Here is a 21,553-nt window from a genome sequence, read left to right on the forward strand (position 1 = left end):
CAGTGGATCTCAGTGTGTCGTGAGGGGAGCGGGACTGTTCAGCATCAGCCGACCACGTCAGTGCTGGTAGCGGCAGCGTTCCGGGTCCTTGCGGCTCCCTCCCGGGACCCTCACGCGCGATCTCCGATCGCCTACCCCTCTCCCGCACGGGAGAGGGGATCACGCGCTGCCCGTCCGAACGACCGTCGGTCGGGAGGCCGGGCGGCGCGATCACCCGAACCCGAATATCTGCCTCCACGGCCCCGAGCCCCCACCCCTCCACCGCCACCAGCGCCTTCGCGGGCAGCCCCGGCACCGCCAGGCCCGCCGCCTCGATCGCCGCCACGAGCGCCATCAGCGCCGGGTCGAGCGTCGCCAGCGGCGAGGCGAGGGTGAGGCGCTGCGGCCCGCCATCCGCCCGCACGTCCCCGAGACCGGCCTGCGTGAGGCGCGCGGCGATCCGGCCGTGCGTCCCCTCGGTCACGCCGCGGATCTGCAGGTTGGCGCGGGCCGTGACGTCGATGAGGCCGTTGCCGAGACGGGCCGCCTCGGCCACCGCGCGGGCCTGGGCGGCGTCGAGCAGGCCGGCCGGCGGATGCACGCGCACGAGGAGCCCGTCCCCGGTCGGCATCGGCCGGGCGAGGCCGGGGCACCAGCCGCGGCGCGGGGCGGGATTCATTCGGCCGCCTCCCGGGCGTCGAGAGCCGCGAGCGAGTTGCGCCGGCTCCGCCACAGGCCGCGGCGGCGCAGATCCTCGAAGCGGTCGAGGATCGCCCGGGCGACCGCCGGATTGGCGGCCTCCACCTGCTCGAACACCGCGGGATCGCCCACGGTGGCGCCGTAGAGCCGGTCGAGATCGGCGCCGCTCACCGCGTCCGTGGTCGCGGCGAGCACGAAGACCGCGTCGAGCCCCTGCGCCAGCTCCTGCGCGCCGCGCCAGCCGTGGCGCAATTGCGCGGCGATCCAGCGCGGATGGGCGAGCCGGCCCCGCACCAGCCGGGCCACGTCCTCGGCGACCGTGCGGGCGCGGGGCGCCTCCGGCCGGCTGACGTCGAGGCTGTAGAGGGCGGGCGCCGCTCCGGCCAGAGAGGCCGCCGCCGCGAAACCGCCGAGCGCGTCCGCCGCCGCGTCGCCGTCGAGGAGGTCGCGCTCCGCCACGTCGAAGGCGTGCACGAAGGCGTCCGCCCCCGCGACCCGCGCCGCGAAGTCGCCCGTCTCGGAGTCGCCCTCCCCCGAACCCCCTTCCCCCACGGCCGCGGCGGTCGCGGCTAGGTAGGCGCGGGCGAGATCGGCCCGCTCGCTCCAGGCCCCGTCGAGGGCGAGGTTCCCCGCCCCGGCCCCGTAGCGGCCGGGAGCGGCGCCGTAGACCCGCACGATCGCCTCGCCCCGGCGGCGGGCGGCGGCGAGCGGGTTGTCCGCATCCTCCTCCTCGCGCGCCGCCACCGCGCGGGCGGCGTGGTCGAGGAGGGCCATCGCCTCCGGAAAGGTGTCGCGGAAGGCGCCCGAGACCCGCACCGTCACGTCGATGCGCGGCCGGTCGAGGAGCGCGAGCGGCAGCACCTCGAACCCCGTCACCCGCGTCGAGGCATGGTCCCAGGTCGGGCGCACGCCCATCAGCGCCAGGGCGTGGGCGAGGTCCTCGCCCCCGGTGCGCAGGGTCGGCGAGGCCCACAGGTCCATGACGATCCGGGCCGGATATTCGCCCTCGTCCTGCAGGTAGCGCCGCACCACCTCGGCCGCCGCCTTCTCGCCGAGCAGGCTCGCGGCCCGGGTCGGCAGGGCCCGCGGGTCGAGGGTCGCGAGGTTGCGGCCGGTGGGCAGCACGTCGGCGCGGCCGCGCGCGGGCGAGCCCGCCGGGCCGGGCGCCACGAAGCGCCCGTCGAGGGCCGCCAGCAGCCCCGCCCGCTCGCCCGCCCCGCAGGCAGCGTGCGCCGCCGGTGCCTGCCCGAACACGTGCAGGCCGTCGCGGATCGTCACCTCGGCGAGGTCGCACAGATGCGCGTCGAGCGCGGTCAGCGCGTCCTCCAGCGGCGTCGCGCGGTCGATGCCCGCCGCCGCGAGCAGCCCCGCCTCGTCGGCCCGGTCGAGGATGCCCTCGGCGATCAGCCCGGCCCGGCGCGGGTCGAGCACGGTGGCGGCCGCGTACTCCTCCACGAGGTCGCGCAGGGCGCCCGCGTTCGGGTCGAGCCCGGCGGCGGCGGTCTCGGGCGTCAGGTGGCCCACCGTCACGGCGCCGAGCCGGCGCTTGGCCGGCGCCGCTTCGCCGGGATCGTCGACGATGAACGGGTAGATCACCGGCAGCGCCCCCACCGCCAGCGCCGGCCAGCACAGGGCGGAGGGCGCCACCGCCTTGCCGGGCAGCCACTCGGTGGTGCCGTGGGTGCCCAGATGCACGAGCGCGTCGCACCCCGTGCGCAGGCCGAGGTAGAAGGCGAGGTAGGCGTGCGTCGGCACCGCGTCGGGGTCGTGGTAGCCGGCCTTGCGCGCGCCGTCGTCGCCGGCCCGGCCCCGGTCCGGCTGGAGCGCGACCAGCACGCGGCCGGCCCGCACGGCGCGGAACCGGAAGGCGCCGTCGCGTAAGCCCGGCTCCTCCTCCGGCGCCCCCCAGCGCGCGGCCAGCGCGTCGCGGATCGCGGCGGGCTGCCCGCCGAGCCACGCCCGGTAGGCGTCGAGCGGCACCGCAAAATCCGCCTCGCCGGCCGTCAGCGCGCGCATCAGCGCGTCGCCGGTCGGGATGCCCGACACCGAAAACCCTTCCGCGGCGAGGTGATCGAGGATCGCGACCGCGCTCGCGGGCGTGTCGAGCCCGACCGCGAACCCCGCCCGCCCGCCGCGGGCCGGGTAGTCGGAGAGGACGAGAGCGAGGCGGCGCTCGGATCTCGGCGTGCGGGCGAGCCGGACCCAGGCGGCGGCGCGCGCGGCGGTGGCGGCGATGCCGGCGAAATCCGGCACGGCCCTGCGCTCGGCGAAGCCGTCGCGCGCGCGCACCTCCTCCTTGAAGGAGACCGGGAAGCCGGACAGCCGGCCGTCGAATTCCGGCAGCGCCACCTGCATGGCGAGGTCTGCGGCGCCCAGGCCCCGGGCCGAGGCCGCCCAGGCGGCCCGCGGCGCGCCCACCGTGAAGGCCTGGATCACCGGGCAATCGGCCGCGTCGAGCACGAAGCCCGCATCGTCCCGCGCCGAAAAAGCGGTGGCGGCCACGATCACGTCCGGCGGATGGGCGGCGATCACCGCCCGCACGACCGCGACCGCCTCCGGGTCCTTGAGGCTCGCTACGGCCACGATCACGGGGGCCAGCCCCTGCTCGTGCAGGGCGGCCGCCAGCGCTGCGGCAGGCGCCGTGTCGCCGCCCAGGATCGCCGAGCGGTAGACGAGGACGAGGGCGCGGCCGCCGGGGGGGTGTGGCGCGGGGAACCCCTCTCCCGTGCGGGAGAGGGGCAGGGGTGAGGGTCCAGGTGGAGCCGCAGTGAAGCGGGGAGCGTGGTGAGGGGAGCGGAAGGGATCAGGCTGATCCACGACCCATCGTGCTGGTAGCGGCAGCGTCGCGTCCGCTTGCTGCACCCTCCCGGGACCCTCACCCCTACCCCTCTCCCGCACGGGAGAGGGGGTCCCGTGTTCGCCATTCCAGCGCGCGAGTGGCGTGGGCACCCGCTCCACATCGGACACCCCGCAACCCGGGCACCAGACGAAGCCGCGCGGCAGCGCCTGGGGCGGCTCCGCCGTGACCGGGTGGCCGAGTTCGGCGGCGATGCGGCGCAGCAGGCGGCGCAGGTTCTCCGGCCCGCCGGCCCGGAAATAGCCGTCGAGATCCGCGCGCAGGTCCGGCGCGACGGTGCCTTGGGCGTCGAGCCGCGGATCGGGCCGGTCGTCGCCGGGCAGCACCGCGAGCGGGATGCCGCCCGCGCGGCAGATCTCGGCCACGCGCTCGATGCCGTAGCGCCAGTAATCGAGCCCGCCGAGGCAGCGCACGAGGACGAACCGCGCCCGCGCCACCACCTTGTCCGCGTAGAGGTCGACCGACAGCGGATGGCGCAGGCCCGCGAGCTTGGCCAGCCGCAGGCTCGGCATCGCGGTTGCGCGGCTCTCCTCGGCCTGCGCGAAGGCCAGCCCGGCGAGGTCCGAATCGGTGAAGGACAGGGCCACGACGTCGCCGGGCGTCTGGCCCAGATCCACCGCCGCCTCGCCCTCGTCGAGGGAGACCGTATCGACCCGCAGGAGATGCATCAGGCGTCGGACCCGGGCACGAGGCGCGGCCGGGGTGGAAAGACGACGCCGTCGTAGACGTCGCGCAGCGCCAGCCCCATGCCGAACTCGGGCAGATCGACCGTCTCCTCCAGCCCCGCCACCAGCCGCCGCGCCCACGCCCCGTCCGCGCCGCGCGACCAGACGGCGATCTCGGGGGCGTTCGGCTCGACGAGGAGGATGTGCGCCAGGGAGGCCACGGTCTTGTACTCGCCGACCTTGTCGAAGGTGTCGAAATCGCGCGTGCTCGGCGACAGCACCTCGACCACCAGGCGGGGCTCGGCGGCCGTCAGCCCGTTCGGGTCGCGCGCGCCGCAATCCAGGCCGAGGTCCGGCCGGCGGATCTGGCCGGGCAGCGTCTCGATGCTGCCGTCGCCGGTGAAGGGGCGGCACGGCCCGCCGCGCAGGCGGGTGCGGAACTCGGCCAGCAGGTTCACCACGATGTCGTCGTGGACGTGGCAGACACCTGCCATCAGGCGCACCGGCTCCCCGCCCACGAGTTCGTAGCGCGCCTCCTGGCGCTCCTGCCAGGCGAAGAACTCCTGCACGGTCCAGCGCCGCGCCGCGGGCTCCGGCATCATGCCCTCCTCAAGGCCCGGGGCGGTGCCCCGGGACTCCGGCGGCGGGCGTCGCGCCCCCCGCGCTCCCGTGATCCTAACCCGTCAGGGCCGCCGTGACCGCATCCCGGTCGAAACCCTTGAGGCCGATCACCACGAGGCGCCCGTCGCGGTGCTCGCCCGGCCGCCAGGGACGGTCGTAATGGTGCGCCACGCGCCGGCCGACGCCCTGGACCACGAGGCGCATCGGCTTGTCGGCCACGGCGCAGAACCCCTTGATGCGCAGCACCCCCGGCACCTCCGCCGCCCGCGCCACCCGGGCCGCGAGGTCGTCGGGCGAGCCGGCCGCCCGCACCGGCACCGCCGCGCTCTCGAAATCGTCGTGGTCGTGGTCGTCTTCCGTCTCGTGATGCGAGGGCCGGGAGGCGAGGTCGCTCTCGGCGCCCGCGTTGAGGCCGAGCAGAATTCGCGGGTCGATGGCGCCGTGGGCCGTCTCGACGACCTTCACGGCCCGCGGCAGCTGGGCCTCCACCTCGGCCCGCACGCGGGCGCGGCTCTCGGCGTCGAGGAGGTCGCCCTTGTTCATCACCACGAGGTCGGCGCAGAGGAGCTGGTCCTCGAAAACCTCCTCCAGCGGGTTGTCGTGGTCGACCGATTGGTCCGCGGCGCGCTGGGCCGCCAGCGCCTCGGGATCGTCCGCGAAGGCGCCCGCGGCCACGGCCGGTCCGTCCACCACCGCCACCACGCCGTCCACCGTCACCCGCGAGCGGATCGCCGGCCAGTTGAAGGCCTGGACGAGGGGTTTCGGCAGTGCGAGGCCGGAGGTCTCGATCAGGATGTGCTCGGGCGGCTCGGGGCGGTCGAGCAGGCGGTTGAGGGCCGGCACGAAATCGTCCGCCACGGTGCAGCAGATGCAGCCGTTCGGCAGCTCCACCACCGCGTCCTCGTCGCAGCCCGGCACCCCGCAGGAGGCCAGCAGCGAGCCGTCGAAGCCGACATCGCCGAACTCGTTGACGATGATCGCGAGGCGCCGTCCGTCGTTGTGCTCGACCACGTGGCGCACCAGCGTCGTCTTGCCGGCCCCGAGGAAGCCCGTGACGATCGTGCAGGGAATTTTTTGGAGGATCGTCATGCGGACCTGACCGGGGCGGGAGGGATGCGGGCGACGACGCCCTTGCGGAAGGCCTCGGGGCGCTCGCGCCAGGGCACGAGGCCGTCCGGCGTCGCGGCGTAGCGCGCGAGCCCGTCGAGGATGGTGTCGGCGGCGCTCAAAGGATCGAGGTCGCCGTACACGTAGGTCCAGCGCCCCGGCGAGGCGACCGCCACCGTGCAGGGCCGCTTGCAGACGGACAGGCACTCGACGGCCTCGACCGCGACGGGCGCGCCGCGCTCCGCCAGGGCCGCGGTGAGCGCGTCGAGGAGCCGGGCGCCCGCGCGGGGGCCGTCCGGGTCGTCGCCGGCGGCCCGGCAGGTGGTGCAGACGTAGAGGGTGAGGCTCATGCGGCGGCTCCCGCCCGGCCGCGCGCCACCGCCTCCCAGGCCCAGCCGAAGGCGAGTCCGAGCACGGCCCAGAACGCGAAGGACACCGCGAGGGAGCGGGCGGCGAACTGCGCCGCCATCGCGGCCGGCAGCGCGCCGCCGCCCTCCCCGGCATGCGGCGCCCCCCAGAGGTGCGGCGCCACGATCAGCACGAGGGCGAGCGCGGCGGCGAAGACCCCGCGGCGGGTCGCCAGGAGGTAGAGCCCCGCGCCGGTCGCCAGCGCGGTGGCGAGCCACCATGCCTGGCGCAGCTCCAGCGCCTCGCCGCCCATGCCGGGCAGTTCCGGCGGCAGGCCGATGGCGGGCGCGAGGCTCGCGGCGAGGAAGCCCCCCACCGCGAAGCGCAGGCCCTCGCCCGGCGTGATCCGCCGCCCGTCCGCGACCAGGATCGCGCCGAGGAGGAGCGCGTAGCCGACGCCGCTCACCAGCGTGGCGAGCGCCGTGAAGGCGAGGCGCGGCAGGCCGGGGCCGGGCTGCCACGCCTCCGCCGCGGGCGCGGCCTCGGCGGAGGAATGGCCGGAATGGGCCAGGATGATCAGCGGTGCCGCCTGCGCGTGCGGGGCGCTGCCCTGCTCGTAGCGCTCGGCCCGCAGGATCAGCGGCGAGGTCAGGGCGAATTGCAGCCCCGAGGCCACGCAAGCGGCGAGGAAGCCGGCGACCAGGGCCGCCGACAGCAATCGGATCGTCATGATGGGAACCCTGCGGGGAGCCGGGAGGCCCGGCCCGGCGTCAGTGGCAGGGGAAGTTGTGGGCGTGGCGCCAGTCGTGGGCCGCGTTGTGGAGCGCGGCGGCCGGCGAGAACCCGGACACGAAGAGCAGGCCCAGGCCGAGGAAGCCGGCGACGAGCACCGCGGTCAGCCGCTCGCCGGCGAGCGCGGGGGAGAGGGTACGGGTGATGGCGACCATGACGAACTCCTGCCGCCCCGCCGGCGGCGTCGAGAGGATGCGGGTGACGGCAGGTCTCCTGGCTCGCGGCGTTCTTCGCATCCCACCGCCTTCCCGGATCGCTCCAGTGGCCGAAGGCGGGCGCGCGCCGCTCACAGTTGCGGGGGCAGCCGCGGCTCCCGGAGCGGATCTCCGTCCCGCGTTCCCTTTTCACCTCGTCGCCGAGGCACCGTCGGGCGCGACCGTAGCGACAAGGACCCGGGCTTGCAATCCGCGCCCGGCCGCCCGAGAGGGTTTCGGGGCTGGACTTGAGGGGCAGGTGGTGGCGCAGGACGGATCGGGAACGCCGCGGCTCACCCTGGTGCTCGGGGGCGCCCGCTCGGGCAAGAGCGCCTACGCGGAACGCCTGATCGAGGCGCTGCCCCCGCCCTGGCTCTACGTCGCGACGGCGCAGGCCTGGGACGACGAGATGCGGGCGCGCATCGCCCAGCACCGCGCCCGGCGATCCGGCGGCTGGGAGACCCGGGAGGCGCCGCGCGACCTCGCCGGAGTGCTGGACGGTACGGAGCCCGGCCGGCCGGTGCTGGTGGATTGCCTGACCCTGTGGCTCACCAACGCCCTGCTGGCCGAGGCCGACCGCTCAGAGGCCGGTCTGGCCGCCGAGACCGCCGCCCTGGTCGAGGCCTGCGCACGCCATCCCGGCCCGCTGGTGCTGGTCTCGAACGAGGTCGGCCTCGGCATCGTGCCGGACAACGCGCTCGCCCGGCGCTTCCGCGACGAGACCGGGCGGCTGCACCAGCGCCTCGCGGCGCTGGCCGACCGGGTGGTGCTCACCGTGGCGGGGCTGCCCCTCGTCGTGAAGGGAGAGTGAGAATGGAGACCGACGAGGAGGCCGCGCGCCACCGCGCCAAGATGGCCAAGCGCAAGGCCGTGCAGGACGCGGAGGTGGCGGGCAAGACGGTCGAGAAGGGCCTGCTCATCGTCCATACCGGCCCCGGCAAGGGCAAGTCGACGGCGGCCTTCGGGCTGATGCTGCGGGCGCTCGGCCGCGGCTGGCGCGTCGGCGTCGTGCAGTTCATCAAGGGCGCCTGGGAGACCGGCGAACGCTTCGCCCTCGACCGCTTCGGCGATCAGGTGGCGTGGCACACGATGGGCGAGGGCTTCACCTGGGAGACGCAGGACCGCGCCCGCGACGTGGCGGCGGCCGAGGCCGCCTGGGCGCAGGCCCGGCGGCTGATGGACGATCCCACCATCCGCCTGCTGATCCTCGACGAGCTCAACATCGCGCTGCGCTACGACTACCTGCCGCTCGACGCGGTGGTGGCGGCGCTGAGCGCCCGCCGGCCCGATCTCCACGTCGTGGTCACGGGCCGCAACGCCAAGCCGGAGCTGATCGCCGCGGCCGACCTCGTCACCGAGATGGCCGTCGTCAAGCACCACTTCGCGGCGGGCGTGAAGGCCCAGGAGGGGATCGAGTTCTGATCCTCCCGCCCTTCCCTCGCCGGATCGGCGCGAGGCGCTTCTCGCGTCAGCCGTCGAAGGCGTAGCGGTTCCGTCCCCGGCACTTGGCTTGGTAGAGCGCGCGGTCGGCCGCCGCGAAGATCGCCTCCCGGGGGGAGCCGGATCCCGCCGGCTTGAGGGCGATGCCGACGCTGATGGTCACCACGCCCACCCCGTCCGAGCGGCTCGGATGGGGAAGGCCGAGCGCCTCCACGGCCTGCACGAGGCCGGCCGCGAGGCGGGCGGCCTCCGGCGCATCGGCGTCCCGCACCGCGAAGATGAACTCCTCCCCGCCGAAGCGGGCGAACAGCGTGTCGGGACCCGGGGCGAACCCCGCGAACAGCGCCGAGACCCGGCACAGGCAATCGTCGCCGGCCGGGTGGCCCAGCGTGTCGTTGAACAGCTTGAAGTGGTCGATGTCGATCATCATCAGGGCGGCGGACCGGTCGTCGGCGAACCAGCGCCCGAGGGTGCTGTCGAGGGAGCGCCGGTTGGGCAGCCCGGTCAGGGCGTCGGTGCGCGACAGGTCCTGGTAGCGCCGGCGCGCCGCCTCCGCGGCCTCCGAGTCGAGGCGCGCCGCGAGCGCCGTGAGGTAGTCGCGGCAGCGGCGTCGCTCCATCCGGTGGTTGGCGTAGAGGCTGAACAGGCAGCCGGTGGCGATCTGGAGCACGAAGGCGCCGCGCAGGCCGGGATCGAGGCCGGCCTTCGTCGCGGCCGCCAGCGCGGCGCTCGCGAAGGCCACGGCCGTGAAGACGACCGCCTGGGGAAAGCGAAGGGCGAGCAGCATGTTGCCGTAGAAGAGAGTCAGCGTGAACTCGCCGAACGTGTAGGCGCCGAGGGGCGCGTCCGTGAGCCAGAACAGCAGGACCGGGATCAGGAATGCATCGATGATCCCGATGAGGGCGATCGTCTCGCGCCAGGCCGGACCGACGCGGCCGACGAGCCACGCGACCAGCAACGCGATGGGGCTGACGACGAGCAGGCGCGCCGCCACCGACCAGGCCAGGATGTCCGGCATCAGGATGATGCTGGTGAGGTTGTACGCGTTGTAGAGGATCAGGCCGATCAGGATGGTCTGGCGCAGGGCCGCGACGCGATCCCGTCCGTGCTCCGCCTCATGCCGCTCGGCGACCCGCGGGTCGAATCGCAGGAGCCAGTCGAGGCGCGCCGCCGGGGCTGTTCCGTGGAGTTCGGCGGCTGTGAGGCCCATCGCGGCGGTATCGTCCAAGGATCGATCACTGCGGAATCTGATCGTCCTCAGTTATCAAACGATTGATCGGGGTCAAACCGGAAGGCTTGAATTGTTCGGCGGGACCGGCGGCCCGTCGCGCATCTCGGCGGATACGCGGGCCGGCCGCGATCCCGGGTGGTCGCGCGGCCGTTATTGCGGCTCATCGGTCGCGGCGCGAACGAGATCGGGGCCGGACAGCCCTGCCGTCCGGCCCCGATGAGATGGGAAAGATGGTGCTGCGGGTCGGTCGAGGCCCCGGATCTCCGAGGCCTCCGCCGTCTCGCCGCGAGGCGCTCAGAGGCCGCCGAACTTGTAGGTGAAGCCCACGCGCACGAGGTTGCCCTCGGTGGTGAAGCGCGAGGTGTAGGACCCGCGCGGGTTGGCGGCCGGCGGGGGCACCACGAGCCCGACGTTGTTCACGATCACGTTCCGGCTGCCGAGATCGTAGTGCAGGTACTCGGCCTTGAGGGTGACCGAGGAGGTCTGGAAGCCCAGCAGGCCCAGCACGTTGAACCGGGCCAGGAAACTGTCGGCCGGGATCGCGTACTCGACGCCGCCGCCGTAGGCGAAGCCGGTCTGCAGGTCGTTGAAGCGGCCCGCATAGGCGAGCGGGTTGCCCGGCCCGTTGCTGAAGAAGGCCGCCTGATACTCCACGTTGCCGTAGGCGAAGCCGCCCATTCCGTAGACGAGGAAGCGGTCGAAGGCCCAGCCGACCCGGCCCGTCACCGTGCCCAGCCAGTCGAGGTTCTGCCGGTAGAGGCTGGGATCGTTGAGGGCCGAGAAGTAGACGGTCCGCTTGCTCAGGTCGGTCCAGGCCCAGTCGGCCTGGGCGCCGACCACGAGGCCGCCGCCCGGCGTGAACTGGTAATTGTAGCCGAAGCCGCCGCCGATGTTGGCGAAGCCGTCGGTCTCGTTGAAGACCACCGGGGCGCGCCGGCCAGTGGCGACGTTGGCGATGGTGTTGGTGGGGGCGACGTCGTTGCCGCGCGTGGTGATGCGCTGCCGGTCGGTGAAGAAGTAGTCGGTGTGAAGGCCGGCGTAGAAGCCCGTCCAGGTGAAGACCGGCACCGGCGTGAACACCGGCGGGGCGGCACGGACAGGCAGGTCGGCGGCGAGCGCCGTCCCGGCGAGGAGTGCCGTGGCGGCACCGGTGAGAGCGAGGGTCCTGAACATCGGGGCCTGCCTGTTGCGACGGCGTGATGGCCGGAAACTACCGCAACGCTTGGGTCTCTCCTATGGCAGCTTTGCCACTATCCGGCCCAATCTGCGGCAGTTGCACCCATCGCGTGCAGTGCTAAGCATCGGGCGCCGGGATGGGCCCGATCCGGCGGGAAACCTCATGACCCTGCAGCGAGACACGGAACGGCCGGCCGCCTCCCCTGCGGCCGTCGCGATGCGCCGCGGATGATCCCCCGCGCCCTGATGATCCAGGGCACCGGCTCGGACGTCGGCAAGTCGCTGATCGTCGCCGGCCTCGCCCGGGTCTTCGCCCGGCGCGGGCTGCGCGTGCGGCCGTTCAAGCCGCAGAACATGTCGAACAACGCCGCCGTCACCCCGGACGGGGGCGAGATCGGGCGTGCGCAGGCCCTCCAGGCGCGGGCGGCGGGCGTCGCGCCCTGCGTGCACATGAACCCGGTGCTGCTCAAGCCGCAGAGCGAGGTGGGCGCGCAGGTGGTGGTGCAGGGCCGGATGGCCGGCACCGCCCGGGCGCGGGAGTACCAGGCCTGGAAGCCGCGCCTGATGGGCGCCGTCCTCGACAGCTTCGCGCGGCTCTCCGCCGAGGCCGATCTCGTGCTGGTCGAGGGCGCGGGCTCGGCCTCGGAGGTCAACCTGCGGGCCGGCGACATCGCCAACATGGGGTTCGCCCGCGCGAGCCGCACGCCGGTGGTGCTCCTCGGCGACATCGACCGCGGCGGCGTGATCGCGAGCCTCGTGGGGACCCGCGCGGTGCTGGACCCGGAGGATGCCGCGCTGGTGCGCGGCTTCCTCGTCAACCGCTTCCGCGGCGACGCGAGCCTGTTCGCGGACGGCATGGCCCTGATCGCGGCGCGCACCGGCTGGCCGGGCTTAGGCCTCGTGCCGCACTTCCCCGAGGCCGCGCGGCTGCCCGCCGAGGACGTGCTGGGCCTGCGCGGCGCCGAGCGGCCGGGCGGGCGCGTGGTGGCGGTGCCGGTGCTGCCGCGGATCGCCAATTTCGACGACCTCGATCCGCTACGGGCGGAGCCGGGGGTGAGCGTGGTGCTGGTGGAGCCCGGCACGCCGCTGCCGGCCGCGGCCGACCTCGTGCTCCTGCCCGGCTCGAAGACCACGATCCCGGACCTGCTCTTCCTGCGCGCCCAGGGCTGGGACATCGACCTCAAGGCGCATGTGCGCCGCGGCGGCCGGGTGCTCGGGCTCTGCGGCGGCTACCAGATGCTCGGCAGGCACCTGTCCGACCCGCACGGCATCGAGGGCGCGGCTGGCACGGTCGAGGGCCTCGGCCTCCTCGACGTCGCCACCGTGCTGACGCCGGAGAAGCGCCTCGCGGCGGTGACCGGCACCAGCCTGCCGGAGGGCACGCCCTTCTCCGGCTACGAGATGCATCTCGGCGAGACCGCGGGACCGGACGCGGCCCGCCCACTCCTGCGCCTCGCGGACGGACGCCCGGACGGGGCCGTCTCGCCCGACGGGCGGGTCTGCGGCACCTACGTGCACGGCCTGTTCGCGGACGACCGCCAGCGGGCGCTGTGGCTCGCGCGCCTGGGGGCCGCGCCCGGCGCGGAGGCCTACGAGGCGGGGATCGAGGCGGTGCTCGACCGCTTGGCCGACCATCTGGAGCGCCACGTGGCGTGCGACCGGCTGCTCGCCATCGCCCGCGCGGGCGCGGGCCCGGACGGCGCCTCCGGCGCCGCGATGGCGCCGCCGTCCGGTTCGGGCTAAAACTCCGGCATCCCTGAACAAACCCGGGCGGATCGGCCCGGCCTGGAGGGCGGACGGCGCCGATGATCGCGGGCTGGGTGGTGGTGCTGACGGCGCTCCTCTACATCTGCGCCCTGTTCGCGGTGGCGCATTGGGGCGACGTGTCCGGGCGCCGGCTGATGCGCGACGAGCGGGTGCGCCCGACCATCTACGCGCTCTCGCTCGCCGTCTACTGCACCTCCTGGACCTTCTTCGGCTCGGTGGGGCTTGCCAGCCATTCGGGCCTGGACTTCCTGACCATCTACGTCGGGCCGATCCTGGTGATCGGCTTCGGGCACCGCCTCGTCGCGCAGGTGGTGCGGGTGGCCAAGGCCCAGAACTCCACCTCCATCGCCGACTTCGTGGCCGCCCGCTACGGCAAGAGCGAGCGCATCGCCGCCCTCGTCTGCCTGATCGCGATCGTGGGGGCGATCCCCTACATCGCCCTGCAATTGCGGGCGGTGGCCGCCTCGCTGCAGGTCTTCCTCCAGGCCACCGAGGGGAGCACCGGCGGGCTCTCCTCCGCGCTGGCGGGCGATCTCGGCCTCGTCACCGCGCTCGTGCTGGCGGGCTTCGCGGTGGCCTTCGGCACCCGGCACGCCGACGCCACCGAGCACCAGGACGGGCTCACCCTGGCGATCGCCCTCGAATCCCTCGTCAAGCTCCTGGCCTTCCTGGTGGTGGGTGGCTTCGTGGTCGGCTGGGTGCTGCGCGACGCGCCGCTGCTCACGCCCGAGGCGCTCCTCGCCGGCTCCGTCGCCCTGGCGCAGGAGACCTCCGGCCCCGCCACGCTCCTCGTCCAGACGCTGCTCGCCGCCTGCGCGGTGCTGCTGCTGCCGCGCCAGTTCCACATGGCGGTGGTGGAGAACCGGGCGGTGGAGGATGTCGGCCGCGCGGCCTGGACCTTCCCGCTCTACCTCGTGCTCATCAACCTGTTCGTGGTCCCGCTCGCGGTGGCGGGCCTCGCGCTGTTCCGGGACGGGGCGCTCGCCCGCGACATGACCGTGCTCGCCCTGCCCCTGTCGGAGCGGGCGGACGGGGTCGCGCTCGTCGCCTTCGTGGGCGGCCTCTCGGCCGCCACCGCGATGGTGATCGTGGAATCGGTGGCGGTCGCCATCATGATCTCGAACCACCTCGTGATCCCGGTGGTGCTGCGCCGCCGCCCGGGGGGCAACGGCGCCTCGCATCTCGGCGGCGTGGTCCTGGCGGTGCGCCGGGTGGCGATCGTGGTCGTCGTGCTGGCGGCCTACGCCTATTCGCGGATCGCCGGCACCGCGGCCCTGGCCTCGATGGGCCTGCTCTCCTTCGCGGCGGTGGCGCAGATCGCCCCCGCCTTCGTGGGCGGCCTGCTGTGGCGGCGCGGCACCGGGCTCGGCGCGGTGGCCGGGCTCGTCGCCGGCACCGCGGTCTGGGTCTACACGCTGCTCCTGCCGAGCCTGATCACCGAGGCGGGCGGCGCCTGGGGCACGAGCCTCATGACCGACGGCCCCTTCGGCATCGCGGCGCTGAGTCCCACCGCGCTGATGGGCGTCGACGACCTGCCGCGCCTCGTGCACGGCACGCTCTGGAGCCTCGGGCTCAACACGCTCGCCTACGTCGCCTTCTCGCTGGTGCGCCAGCCCAGCGCCATCGAACGGCTGCAGGCGGAGGCCTTCGGCCACGAGGTGGGCGCCGGCGCCCCGAGCTTCCGGCTCACCGGCAGCACGCTCACGGTGGCGGAACTGCGCGCCGCGGTCGCCCGCTTCCTCGGCGAGGAGCGGGCGGCCCGCGCGCTCGAGGAATTCGCGGCCCGCAGCGGGCGTCCTGCGCTACGCCCCGACGCGGTGGCGGGCCTGCCGGAGCTGCGCCACGCCGAGCACCTGCTGGCCTCGGCGATCGGCGCGGCCTCGGCCCGGCTCGCGCTCTCGCTGCTGCTCGGGCGGCGCAACGTCTCGCCCCGGGCGGCGCTGCGGCTCCTCGACGACGCCTCGGCGGCCTTCCAGTACCGCCGCGACCTCCTCCAGCAGGGGCTCGACCACGCGGGCCAGGGCATCACGGTCTTCGACCGGGACATGACGCTGATCGCCTGGAACCGCGCCTTCGCGGACCTCTACGACCTGCCCCCGGAGATGATCCGCACCGGCACCACGCTGGACGAGATCGTGCGCTTCAACGCCGCCCGCGGCGCCTACGGGGAGCGCGACCCGGACGACCTCGTGCGCGAGCGCATCGCCGCCTTCCGGGAGGAGAGCGGGCCGCGGCGCCTGCGCCTGCATCCCCGCGGCCGGGTCATCGAGATCCGCGCCAATTCCCTGCCGAACGGCGGCGTGGTGGCGACCTACACGGACGTCACCGACGCGGTCGCCGCCGAGGAGGCGCGCACGCGCCTCAACGAGGAGCTGGAGCGCCGGGTGCGGGAGCGGACCGAGGAGCTGACCCGCCTCAACCAGGCGCTGACCCGCGCCAAGGCCGAGGCCGACGAGGCCAATGCGGGCAAGACGCGCTTCCTGGCGGCGGCGAGCCACGACATCCTCCAGCCGCTCAACGCCGCGCGCCTCTACGCCACCGCCCTCGTCGAGCGCGACCGCGCGGGCGACCCGACGCTCGCCGAGAACGTCGACGCCTCCCTGGACGCGGTGGAGGAGATCCTCACCACCCTCCTCGACATCTCGCGCCTCGATACCGGCGCCCTCAAGCCGCACTTCTCGAACTTCGGCGTCACGGAGCTGCTGCGCCAGATCCGCCGCGAGTTCGAGCCGATGGCGCGGGAGAAGGGCCTCGTCCTGACGGTGATGCCCTGCTCGCTGGCGATCCGCTCGGACCGCCCGCTGCTGCGGCGGCTGCTCCAGAACCTCGTGTCGAACGCCATCAAGTACACGCCCTCGGGCCGGATCCTGGTGGGGGCGCGGCGCAGGCAGGACCAGCTCGTGCTGATGGTCTGCGACACCGGGCTCGGCATCCCGGCCTCGAAGCAGAAGCTGGTCTTCCAGGAGTTCCAGCGCCTCGACCAGGGCGCCAAGGTGGCCCGGGGGCTCGGCCTCGGCCTGTCGATCGTGGAGCGCGCCGCGCGCCTCCTCGATCATCCGGTCGCCCTCGCCTCGCAGCCGGGCCGCGGCTCGGTCTTCTCGGTCGCGGTGCCGCTCGTCCCGGTCCGGCCTGTGGCCGAGGCGGCGGGCGAGGCCCCCCGCCCACCCGCCGTGCCGCTCGCCGGGCTGGCGGTCCTGTGCATCGACAACGAGCCCGCCATCGTCGGCGGCATGGCGCGGCTCCTGTCGAGCTGGGGCTGCGCCGTGCACACGGCCGGCTCCTTCGGCGAGGCGGTGAGCCGGGTGCTCGGCGAGGGCCTGCGCCCGGACGTCTTGGTGGCCGATTACCACCTCGACGAGGGCAACGGCCTCGACCTGATCGCCTCCCTGCGGGCCGCGCTCGCCGCCGACATCCCGGCGGTGCTCCTCACCGCCGACCGCTCGCCGCCGGTGCGCGAGACCGCGCAGGCCCAGCGCGTCCACGTCCTCGCCAAGCCCCTCAAGCCCGCCGCCCTGCGGGCGCTGCTGACGCAGTGGCGCGCCACGCGGGTGGCGGCGGAGTGAGGATTTTCTCGCCCGCTCAGTGCCGCACCCACATCACGCGGGCCATCCAGCGGATCTCGGCCGCCGGGATGATGCGCTCCGGCTCGCCCGGGGCGATCGGCGCCAGTTCGGCGGCCCGGGCGGTGCGGCGCTTCAGGTTGGCGGCGACGAGCCCGCCGCCGTCGAGGCAGGCCACCACCCTGTCGCCCCGGCGCAGGCTCGCCCCGGCGCAGACCACCAGCACGTCGCCGTCGCGGTAGTGCGGGCGCAGGCCCCCGTCCTGAATCTCGATGGCGAAGCAGCGCTGTGCGCCGAGATCGGGAAAATCCATCTCCTCCCGCTCCGCCCCGGCCGGGAGGCCGTCCGGCCCGATCCAGCTCACCGCCTCGCGGCTGCGGATCAGCGGCAGCATCCCGCGCGCCGCCACCGCCTGGGGATCGACCAAGTGCACGAACTCGTCGAGGCTCGCCCCCGTGGCGGCCAGGATCTTGGCCAGCGACTCGGTCGAGGGCCAGCGCTTGCGCCCGTCCGGCGCCACCCGCTTGGAGCGGTTGAAGCTCGTGGCGTCGAGCCCGGCGCGCCGCGCGAGGCCCGAGGCGGTCAACCCGTGCCGGTGCGCCAAGTGATCGATGGCCGACCAGATCCGCTCGTGTGACAGCATGGCCGGAAGATCCGCCGGCGGAGCCCCGATCGCCGGAACGATACCGCACGACAGGCTCCGGACCTGAACTTTACCGCAGGTCAGCGGAATGGCAACGCCGTTGCGGCCGCGGTCCCGGGCCGGTATGCCGCCGGCCTCGACCGAATGCCGGAGCACGCCGATGACGCTGGTCTACAAGATCGCCTCCGCGCAGGCGTGGCGGGAGGCCGAGGCCGCCGGGCACTTCCTCGGCGCGCCGGTGGACCTCGCGGACGGGTTCATCCACTTCTCCACCGCCGCGCAGGTGCGCGAGACGGCGGCCAAGCACTTCGCCGGCGCCCGCGACCTCGTGCTGGTGGCGGTGGAGGCGGAGGCGCTCGGCGCGGCCCTGCGCTACGAGCCCTCCCGGGGCGGCGCGCTGTTTCCCCACCTCTACGGCCCGCTGCCGATGGGGGCGGTGCGCGAGGTCGTCCCGCTCCCGCTCGGCCCCGACGGCGCCCATGCATTCCCCGCCTCCCTCGACGCCTGACCCGCCGTGCTCGCCCAGCTCTTCCCCCTCGCCCGCCCGCTCCTCCACGCCCTCGACGCCGAGACGGCGCACCGGCTCACCATCCGGGGGCTCGCCCTCCTGCCCGCCGCGGCGCCCCCCGCGGACGATCCCGCGCTGGCCGTGGAGGTGCTCGGCCGGCGCTTCCCCAACCCGGTCGGCCTCGCGGCCGGATTCGACAAGGGGGCGGAGGTGCCGGACGCGCTCCTCTCGCTCGGCTTCGGCTTCGTCGAGGTCGGCGGCGTGGTGCCGCGGCCCCAGCCCGGCAACCCGCGCCCGCGGGTCTTCCGCCTCGCCGCCGACCGGGCGGTGATCAACCGCTTCGGCCTCAACAGCGACGGGCTGCCCGTGGTGAGCGCGCGCCTCGCCGCCCGAAGCGGCCGGCCGGGCCTCGTCGGCGCCAATATCGGGGCGAACAAGGATTCGCAGGACCGGATCGCAGATTACGTCGCCTGCACCCGGGCGCTGGCGGGCCTCGTCGATTTCGTGACCGTGAACGTCTCCTCGCCCAACACCCCGGGCCTGCGCGACCTCCAGGGCGAGGCCTTCCTCGACGATCTCCTGGCCCGCGTGGTGGAGGCGCGCGATGCGGCCGCCGCGCCCCGCCGCGCCGCCGTCCTCCTCAAGATCGCCCCCGATATCGGTCTCGACGCGCTCGACGCCATCGCGGCGACGGCGCTGCGGCGCGGGGTCGATGCGCTCGTGGTCTCGAACACCACGGTGGCCCGGCCCGCGAGCCTCGCCGAGACGGCGCTCGCGCGCGAGACCGGCGGCCTCTCGGGCCGTCCGCTGTTCTCGCCCTCGACCCGGCTCCTGGCCGAGGCTTTCCTGCGCGTCGGCGCGCGGCTGCCGCTCGTCGGGGTCGGCGGGATCGATTCGGCCGAGGCCGCCTGGACCAAGATCCGGGCCGGCGCCAGCCTCGTGCAGCTCTACTCGGCCCTGGTCTACGCCGGGCCGGGGCTGGTGGGGGAGATCAAGGCGGGGCTGGCGGAGCGCCTGCGGCGCGAGGGCGCGCCGCTCGCCCGCCTCGTCGGCCGGGACGCCGCCGACCTCGCGCGCTCGGCCTGATCCCGCCTAGAGCAGGCTTCGATCAGGTTGAAACGTGAAGCCTGCTCTAGGTTTTTGATTGTGCCGCATTGTCTGCGACGAACCGGCATCCACTTCGTCGGACAATGCTCTAAAGGTCCGGGTTGGTCGGCTCCGTGCGCCGGCCGACCACCGTGTAGAAGCGGTGCCAGCCGTCCGCCGCGCGCTGGCGGTGGAGGCTCACCCGCGTCTCGCCGAAGCCGAGGATGCGCAGGAACTCCCGCACGGTCTCGGGCGCGACCACCCACCACGTCCCGAACCGGGCACGCGCGTCGGCCCGCGGCACGAGGTACATCCCGCGCGCCAGCCGGCCCGGCAGGTAGCGCAGGAGATGGAAGCGCCGCGGCAGGAACTCGGTGACGACGAGGCTCTCGCGCGTGAGCTGGGCGGCGGCGTGCAGCGCCCGGAACGGATCGCGCAGCCGCATCAAGGCGGTGGCGAACACCGCGACGTCGAGCGGCGCGACCGCCCGCGGGATCGCGTAGGGCGAGCCCTGCACGACGCGCGCCCGCGAGCCGAGGGCCGCGTGGCTGAACCAGTAGGCGTCGGCGATCCGCCGGTGGTGATCCTCCAGCGACGGGTCGACGAGGCTGCGCACCACGCCCGGGAAGGGCACGATATCCCAGCACGCGCCCCGGTCGAGGGGCAGCGAGGTCACGCGGGCGCCGGCCCGCTCCATCGCGAAGCTGAGGAAGCCGCTGCCGGTCCCGACGTCGAGGACGCGCTTGCCCGCGACATCGACCTCCCCGATGTAGGCCCGCCACGTCGCGCGCAGGTCCCAGGGCGCCGCCACGGACCCGTGGCCGGGCAGGTCGACCGCGTGGGTGAAGTGGCACGCGGCGAGGTCCGTCACGGTCCGGGGCGCGACGAAGACGCTTTCCGGCGCGGGCGGGGGCTGCAGGGGAATCACCCCGCTCACCGCGCCGCCCCGGCCGCCGGGGCGCCGAGGCGCGCCTGCGGAAAAGCCGCGCGCACGAGCCGCGGGTAGAGCAGCGCCTGCCCCAGGCCCCGGGCGCCGAGAAACACCAGGATCGCCAGCCACAGGCCCGTATTGCCGAGGCCGTGCACCGCGACCAGCACCGCGAGGTAGGCGGCGAGCGCCGCGAGCATCAGGTTGCGCATCGCCCGGGTCCAAGTCGCCCCGATGTAGATGCCGTCGAACGCGAAGGCGCAGGCGGCGACGAGCGGGGTGAGGGCCGCGAAGGGCAGGAACTGGCGGGCGGTCGCGCGCACCTCCGGGTTGGTGGTGATCGCATCGATGAAGTGCTCGCCGCCGAGGAGGAAGAGCACCGAGACCGCGAGGCCGAAGCCCATGCACCACGCCACCGCGTAGCGCACCGCGCGCCGGAACGTCGCCTCGTCGCGGGCGCCGAGCGCCTGCCCGCACAGCACCTCGGCCGCGGTGGCGAAGCCGTCGAGGAAGAAGCTGCCGACGAGGAAGAGATTTTGCAGCACCGCGTTCGCCGCGAGCATCAGGTCCCCGGCCCGGGCGCCGAGCGCCGAGAAGGTGCCGAGCGCGACGATCAGCGCCACGGTGCGCACCATCACGTCGCCGTTGACCGCCAGCATCCGCACGAGCCCGGCGCGCTCCAGCACCTCGGCGCGTGCGACCCGCCAGGGCCGGGCGCCGAGGCGGCGCAGCACCAGGAGGCCGAGGCCGACGCCGAATCCTTCCGCCAGCAAGGCGGCGAGCGCGGCGCCCGCCACCCCGAGATCGAGGCCGAGCACGAACCCGGCCGTCAGGGCGATGTTGGCGAGGTTCATGGCGACCTGCAGCGCGAGGCCGAGATCGGTGCGCCCGCGCCCGAGCGTGGAGCCGAGCACCGCGTAGTTCGCCAGGGTGAACGGCGCGGCGAAGATGCGGATGCCGAAATAGGTCGAGAGCGCCGCGGTGACGGCGGGGCTCGCGCCGGCGAGCGCGAAGGCGGCGGCCCCGAGCGGCGCCTGCAGCCCGACGAGGAGCATCCCCACCGCCAGCGCCACCGCGAGCGCGCGGGCGAGCGCCCGGTCGACCTCGGCGGCGTCGCCCGCCCCGGTCGCCTGCGCGGTGAGGCCCGCGGTCGCCATGCGCAGCGAGCCGAAGGTCCAGAAGAGGTAGTCGAAGATCACGGCGCCGAGCGCCAGCGCCCCGAGCAGGGCCGCGTCGCCGAGCCGGCCGATCGCCGCCGCCCCGACGATGCCGAGCAGGGGCGTCGTCACGTTGGCGAGCGTCATCGGCAGGGCGAGCGCCAGCACCCGGCGGTTCGTCACCGCCGGGGCGGCGGAGCGCGGCCCCATCGCGTCTAGCGCCCGCCCGCGAGGAGGCGCGAGAGGAACCACAGCGGCACCACCACCACGGCGCCGGCGAGGAGCCACGCCCCGGCATCGTGGAAGGTGGAGAAGCCGAGATCGGCGAGCGCCCGCACGGTCTCGAAGGCGTGCCGGTAGAGAGCGTGCGGCGTGATGCCGAGCATCGCCATGCCGGCCCCGACGAGGAGCGACAGGAAGACGAGCTTCACCAGCACCGTGCCGGGCGAGCCGCCGAGGAAGCGGCGCAGGCCCGTGCCGGCCCGGCGGGCGCCGCGCGCCTCGTAGCCGCCCTGGGGATCGTGCGGCCTGCCGGGGGGCATGGAGTATCTCGGGTCGCTCATCGGCTCCTCGCGCTGGATCGGCAGGGCACCCGGCGCGCCGGACGGCTGCCGGCTGCGGCGCACCGCACACACTGGCGCGCAAAATGCGCATTCGGCGCGTTACGTGGCCTCGCGCCGCGTCGTAAAGATGGCAAGCTCGCGTGCCGTCCGCAGGATGGCGCGCGCAAAAATTTCTCACCCGAGACCCCCGCCCGCGCATTGGACCCAAGGCGACCGCCCGGACCAGCCCGGG

18 protein-coding genes, 1 pseudogene and 1 riboswitch are annotated in these 21,553 nt (G+C 74.6%); of the genes and pseudogenes, 6 read left to right on the plus strand and 13 right to left on the minus strand.

Translation table 11 applies throughout. The annotated features are described in order from the left end of the window. Nucleotides 1-226: 226 nt before the first annotated feature. From ACKUB9_RS34440 to ACKUB9_RS21045, 7 genes and pseudogenes are all read right to left on the minus strand, one after another. Nucleotides 227-658, minus strand: a pseudogene (locus ACKUB9_RS34440) (ferredoxin-like domain-containing protein); the annotation flags it as partial. Further along, nucleotides 655-4,203, minus strand: a complete 3,549-nt coding sequence (gene cobN, locus ACKUB9_RS21020) for a cobaltochelatase subunit CobN (protein WP_407526082.1) — start codon at nucleotides 4,201-4,203, stop codon at nucleotides 655-657. The pseudogene ACKUB9_RS34440 and the gene cobN, both read right to left, overlap by 4 nt. After that, nucleotides 4,203-4,799, minus strand: coding sequence for a Uma2 family endonuclease (locus ACKUB9_RS21025; RefSeq protein WP_407526085.1), 597 nt, complete (start codon nucleotides 4,797-4,799; stop codon nucleotides 4,203-4,205). Before ACKUB9_RS21025 ends, cobN begins: the two co-directional genes overlap by 1 nt. Before the next feature lie 76 nt (nucleotides 4,800-4,875). Beyond that, the gene (gene cobW, locus ACKUB9_RS21030) at nucleotides 4,876-5,910 is read right to left on the minus strand and encodes a cobalamin biosynthesis protein CobW (protein WP_407526088.1); all 1,035 of its coding nucleotides are present in this window, start codon (nucleotides 5,908-5,910) and stop codon (nucleotides 4,876-4,878) included. Continuing rightward, on the minus strand, nucleotides 5,907-6,278 hold the full coding sequence (locus tag ACKUB9_RS21035; protein WP_407526091.1) for a DUF1636 family protein: 372 nt from the start codon (nucleotides 6,276-6,278) through the stop codon (nucleotides 5,907-5,909). Before ACKUB9_RS21035 ends, cobW begins: the two co-directional genes overlap by 4 nt. Continuing rightward, the gene (locus tag ACKUB9_RS21040) at nucleotides 6,275-7,006 is read right to left on the minus strand and encodes a CbtA family protein (RefSeq protein ID WP_407526094.1); all 732 of its coding nucleotides are present in this window, start codon (nucleotides 7,004-7,006) and stop codon (nucleotides 6,275-6,277) included. Before ACKUB9_RS21040 ends, ACKUB9_RS21035 begins: the two co-directional genes overlap by 4 nt. Before the next feature lie 40 nt (nucleotides 7,007-7,046). After that, nucleotides 7,047-7,223, minus strand: coding sequence for a CbtB domain-containing protein (locus ACKUB9_RS21045; protein ID WP_407526096.1), 177 nt, complete (start codon nucleotides 7,221-7,223; stop codon nucleotides 7,047-7,049). 31 nt (nucleotides 7,224-7,254) lie between these two features. Further along, nucleotides 7,255-7,451, minus strand: a riboswitch (cobalamin riboswitch). Between the two features lie 73 nt (nucleotides 7,452-7,524). Here ACKUB9_RS21045 and cobU point away from each other — a divergent pair. Continuing rightward, complete coding sequence (gene cobU / locus ACKUB9_RS21050; protein WP_407526099.1) at nucleotides 7,525-8,073, plus strand: bifunctional adenosylcobinamide kinase/adenosylcobinamide-phosphate guanylyltransferase; 549 nt, start codon at nucleotides 7,525-7,527, stop codon at nucleotides 8,071-8,073. 2 nt (nucleotides 8,074-8,075) lie between these two features. Next, nucleotides 8,076-8,684, plus strand: a complete 609-nt coding sequence (gene cobO / locus ACKUB9_RS21055) for a cob(I)yrinic acid a,c-diamide adenosyltransferase (RefSeq protein WP_407526101.1) — start codon at nucleotides 8,076-8,078, stop codon at nucleotides 8,682-8,684. 46 nt (nucleotides 8,685-8,730) lie between these two features. Here cobO and ACKUB9_RS21060 read toward each other — a convergent pair whose 3' ends face one another. Next, a complete protein-coding gene (locus ACKUB9_RS21060) occupies nucleotides 8,731-9,912 on the minus strand; it encodes a GGDEF domain-containing protein (protein WP_407526104.1) in 1,182 nt (393 codons plus the stop codon). A 315-nt stretch (nucleotides 9,913-10,227) separates the two neighbouring features. Then, on the minus strand, nucleotides 10,228-11,106 hold the full coding sequence (locus ACKUB9_RS21065; RefSeq protein WP_407526107.1) for an outer membrane protein: 879 nt from the start codon (nucleotides 11,104-11,106) through the stop codon (nucleotides 10,228-10,230). A gap of 231 nt (nucleotides 11,107-11,337) precedes the next feature. Here ACKUB9_RS21065 and ACKUB9_RS21070 point away from each other — a divergent pair, with 231 nt between their 5' ends. Then, nucleotides 11,338-12,852, plus strand: coding sequence for a cobyric acid synthase (locus ACKUB9_RS21070; RefSeq protein WP_407526110.1), 1,515 nt, complete (start codon nucleotides 11,338-11,340; stop codon nucleotides 12,850-12,852). 62 nt (nucleotides 12,853-12,914) lie between these two features. Continuing rightward, nucleotides 12,915-16,439, plus strand: a complete 3,525-nt coding sequence (locus tag ACKUB9_RS21075; RefSeq protein ID WP_407526112.1) for a NahK/ErcS family hybrid sensor histidine kinase/response regulator — start codon at nucleotides 12,915-12,917, stop codon at nucleotides 16,437-16,439. 16 nt (nucleotides 16,440-16,455) lie between these two features. Here the strand turns inward: ACKUB9_RS21075 and ACKUB9_RS21080 are convergent, their stop codons facing one another. Then, a complete protein-coding gene (locus ACKUB9_RS21080; protein ID WP_407526114.1) occupies nucleotides 16,456-17,079 on the minus strand; it encodes a LexA family transcriptional regulator in 624 nt (207 codons plus the stop codon). 160 nt (nucleotides 17,080-17,239) lie between these two features. Between ACKUB9_RS21080 and ACKUB9_RS21085 the strand changes: the two genes are divergently transcribed. After that, nucleotides 17,240-17,587: a DUF952 domain-containing protein gene (locus tag ACKUB9_RS21085; RefSeq protein WP_407526117.1), complete on the plus strand. Its 348-nt coding sequence runs from the start codon at nucleotides 17,240-17,242 to the stop codon at nucleotides 17,585-17,587. 6 nt (nucleotides 17,588-17,593) lie between these two features. Next, nucleotides 17,594-18,673: a quinone-dependent dihydroorotate dehydrogenase gene (locus ACKUB9_RS21090; RefSeq protein ID WP_407526119.1), complete on the plus strand. Its 1,080-nt coding sequence runs from the start codon at nucleotides 17,594-17,596 to the stop codon at nucleotides 18,671-18,673. A gap of 109 nt (nucleotides 18,674-18,782) precedes the next feature. On the opposite strand, the gene ACKUB9_RS21095 is transcribed toward ACKUB9_RS21090, so the two are convergent. The 3 genes from ACKUB9_RS21095 to ACKUB9_RS21105 are packed head-to-tail and all read right to left on the minus strand — an operon-like array spanning nucleotide 18,783 to nucleotide 21,321. Further along, the gene (locus ACKUB9_RS21095) at nucleotides 18,783-19,610 is read right to left on the minus strand and encodes a class I SAM-dependent methyltransferase (RefSeq protein WP_407526122.1); all 828 of its coding nucleotides are present in this window, start codon (nucleotides 19,608-19,610) and stop codon (nucleotides 18,783-18,785) included. Beyond that, complete coding sequence (locus ACKUB9_RS21100) at nucleotides 19,607-20,968, minus strand: MATE family efflux transporter (RefSeq protein WP_407526125.1); 1,362 nt, start codon at nucleotides 20,966-20,968, stop codon at nucleotides 19,607-19,609. Before ACKUB9_RS21100 ends, ACKUB9_RS21095 begins: the two co-directional genes overlap by 4 nt. Before the next feature lie 5 nt (nucleotides 20,969-20,973). After that, the gene (locus ACKUB9_RS21105; RefSeq protein WP_407526128.1) at nucleotides 20,974-21,321 is read right to left on the minus strand and encodes a DUF6460 domain-containing protein; all 348 of its coding nucleotides are present in this window, start codon (nucleotides 21,319-21,321) and stop codon (nucleotides 20,974-20,976) included. Nucleotides 21,322-21,553: the final 232 nt, after the last annotated feature.

This window comes from Methylobacterium oryzisoli, assembly GCF_046557895.1.
In the GTDB taxonomy this organism is placed as follows: domain Bacteria; phylum Pseudomonadota; class Alphaproteobacteria; order Rhizobiales; family Beijerinckiaceae; genus Methylobacterium; species Methylobacterium oryzisoli.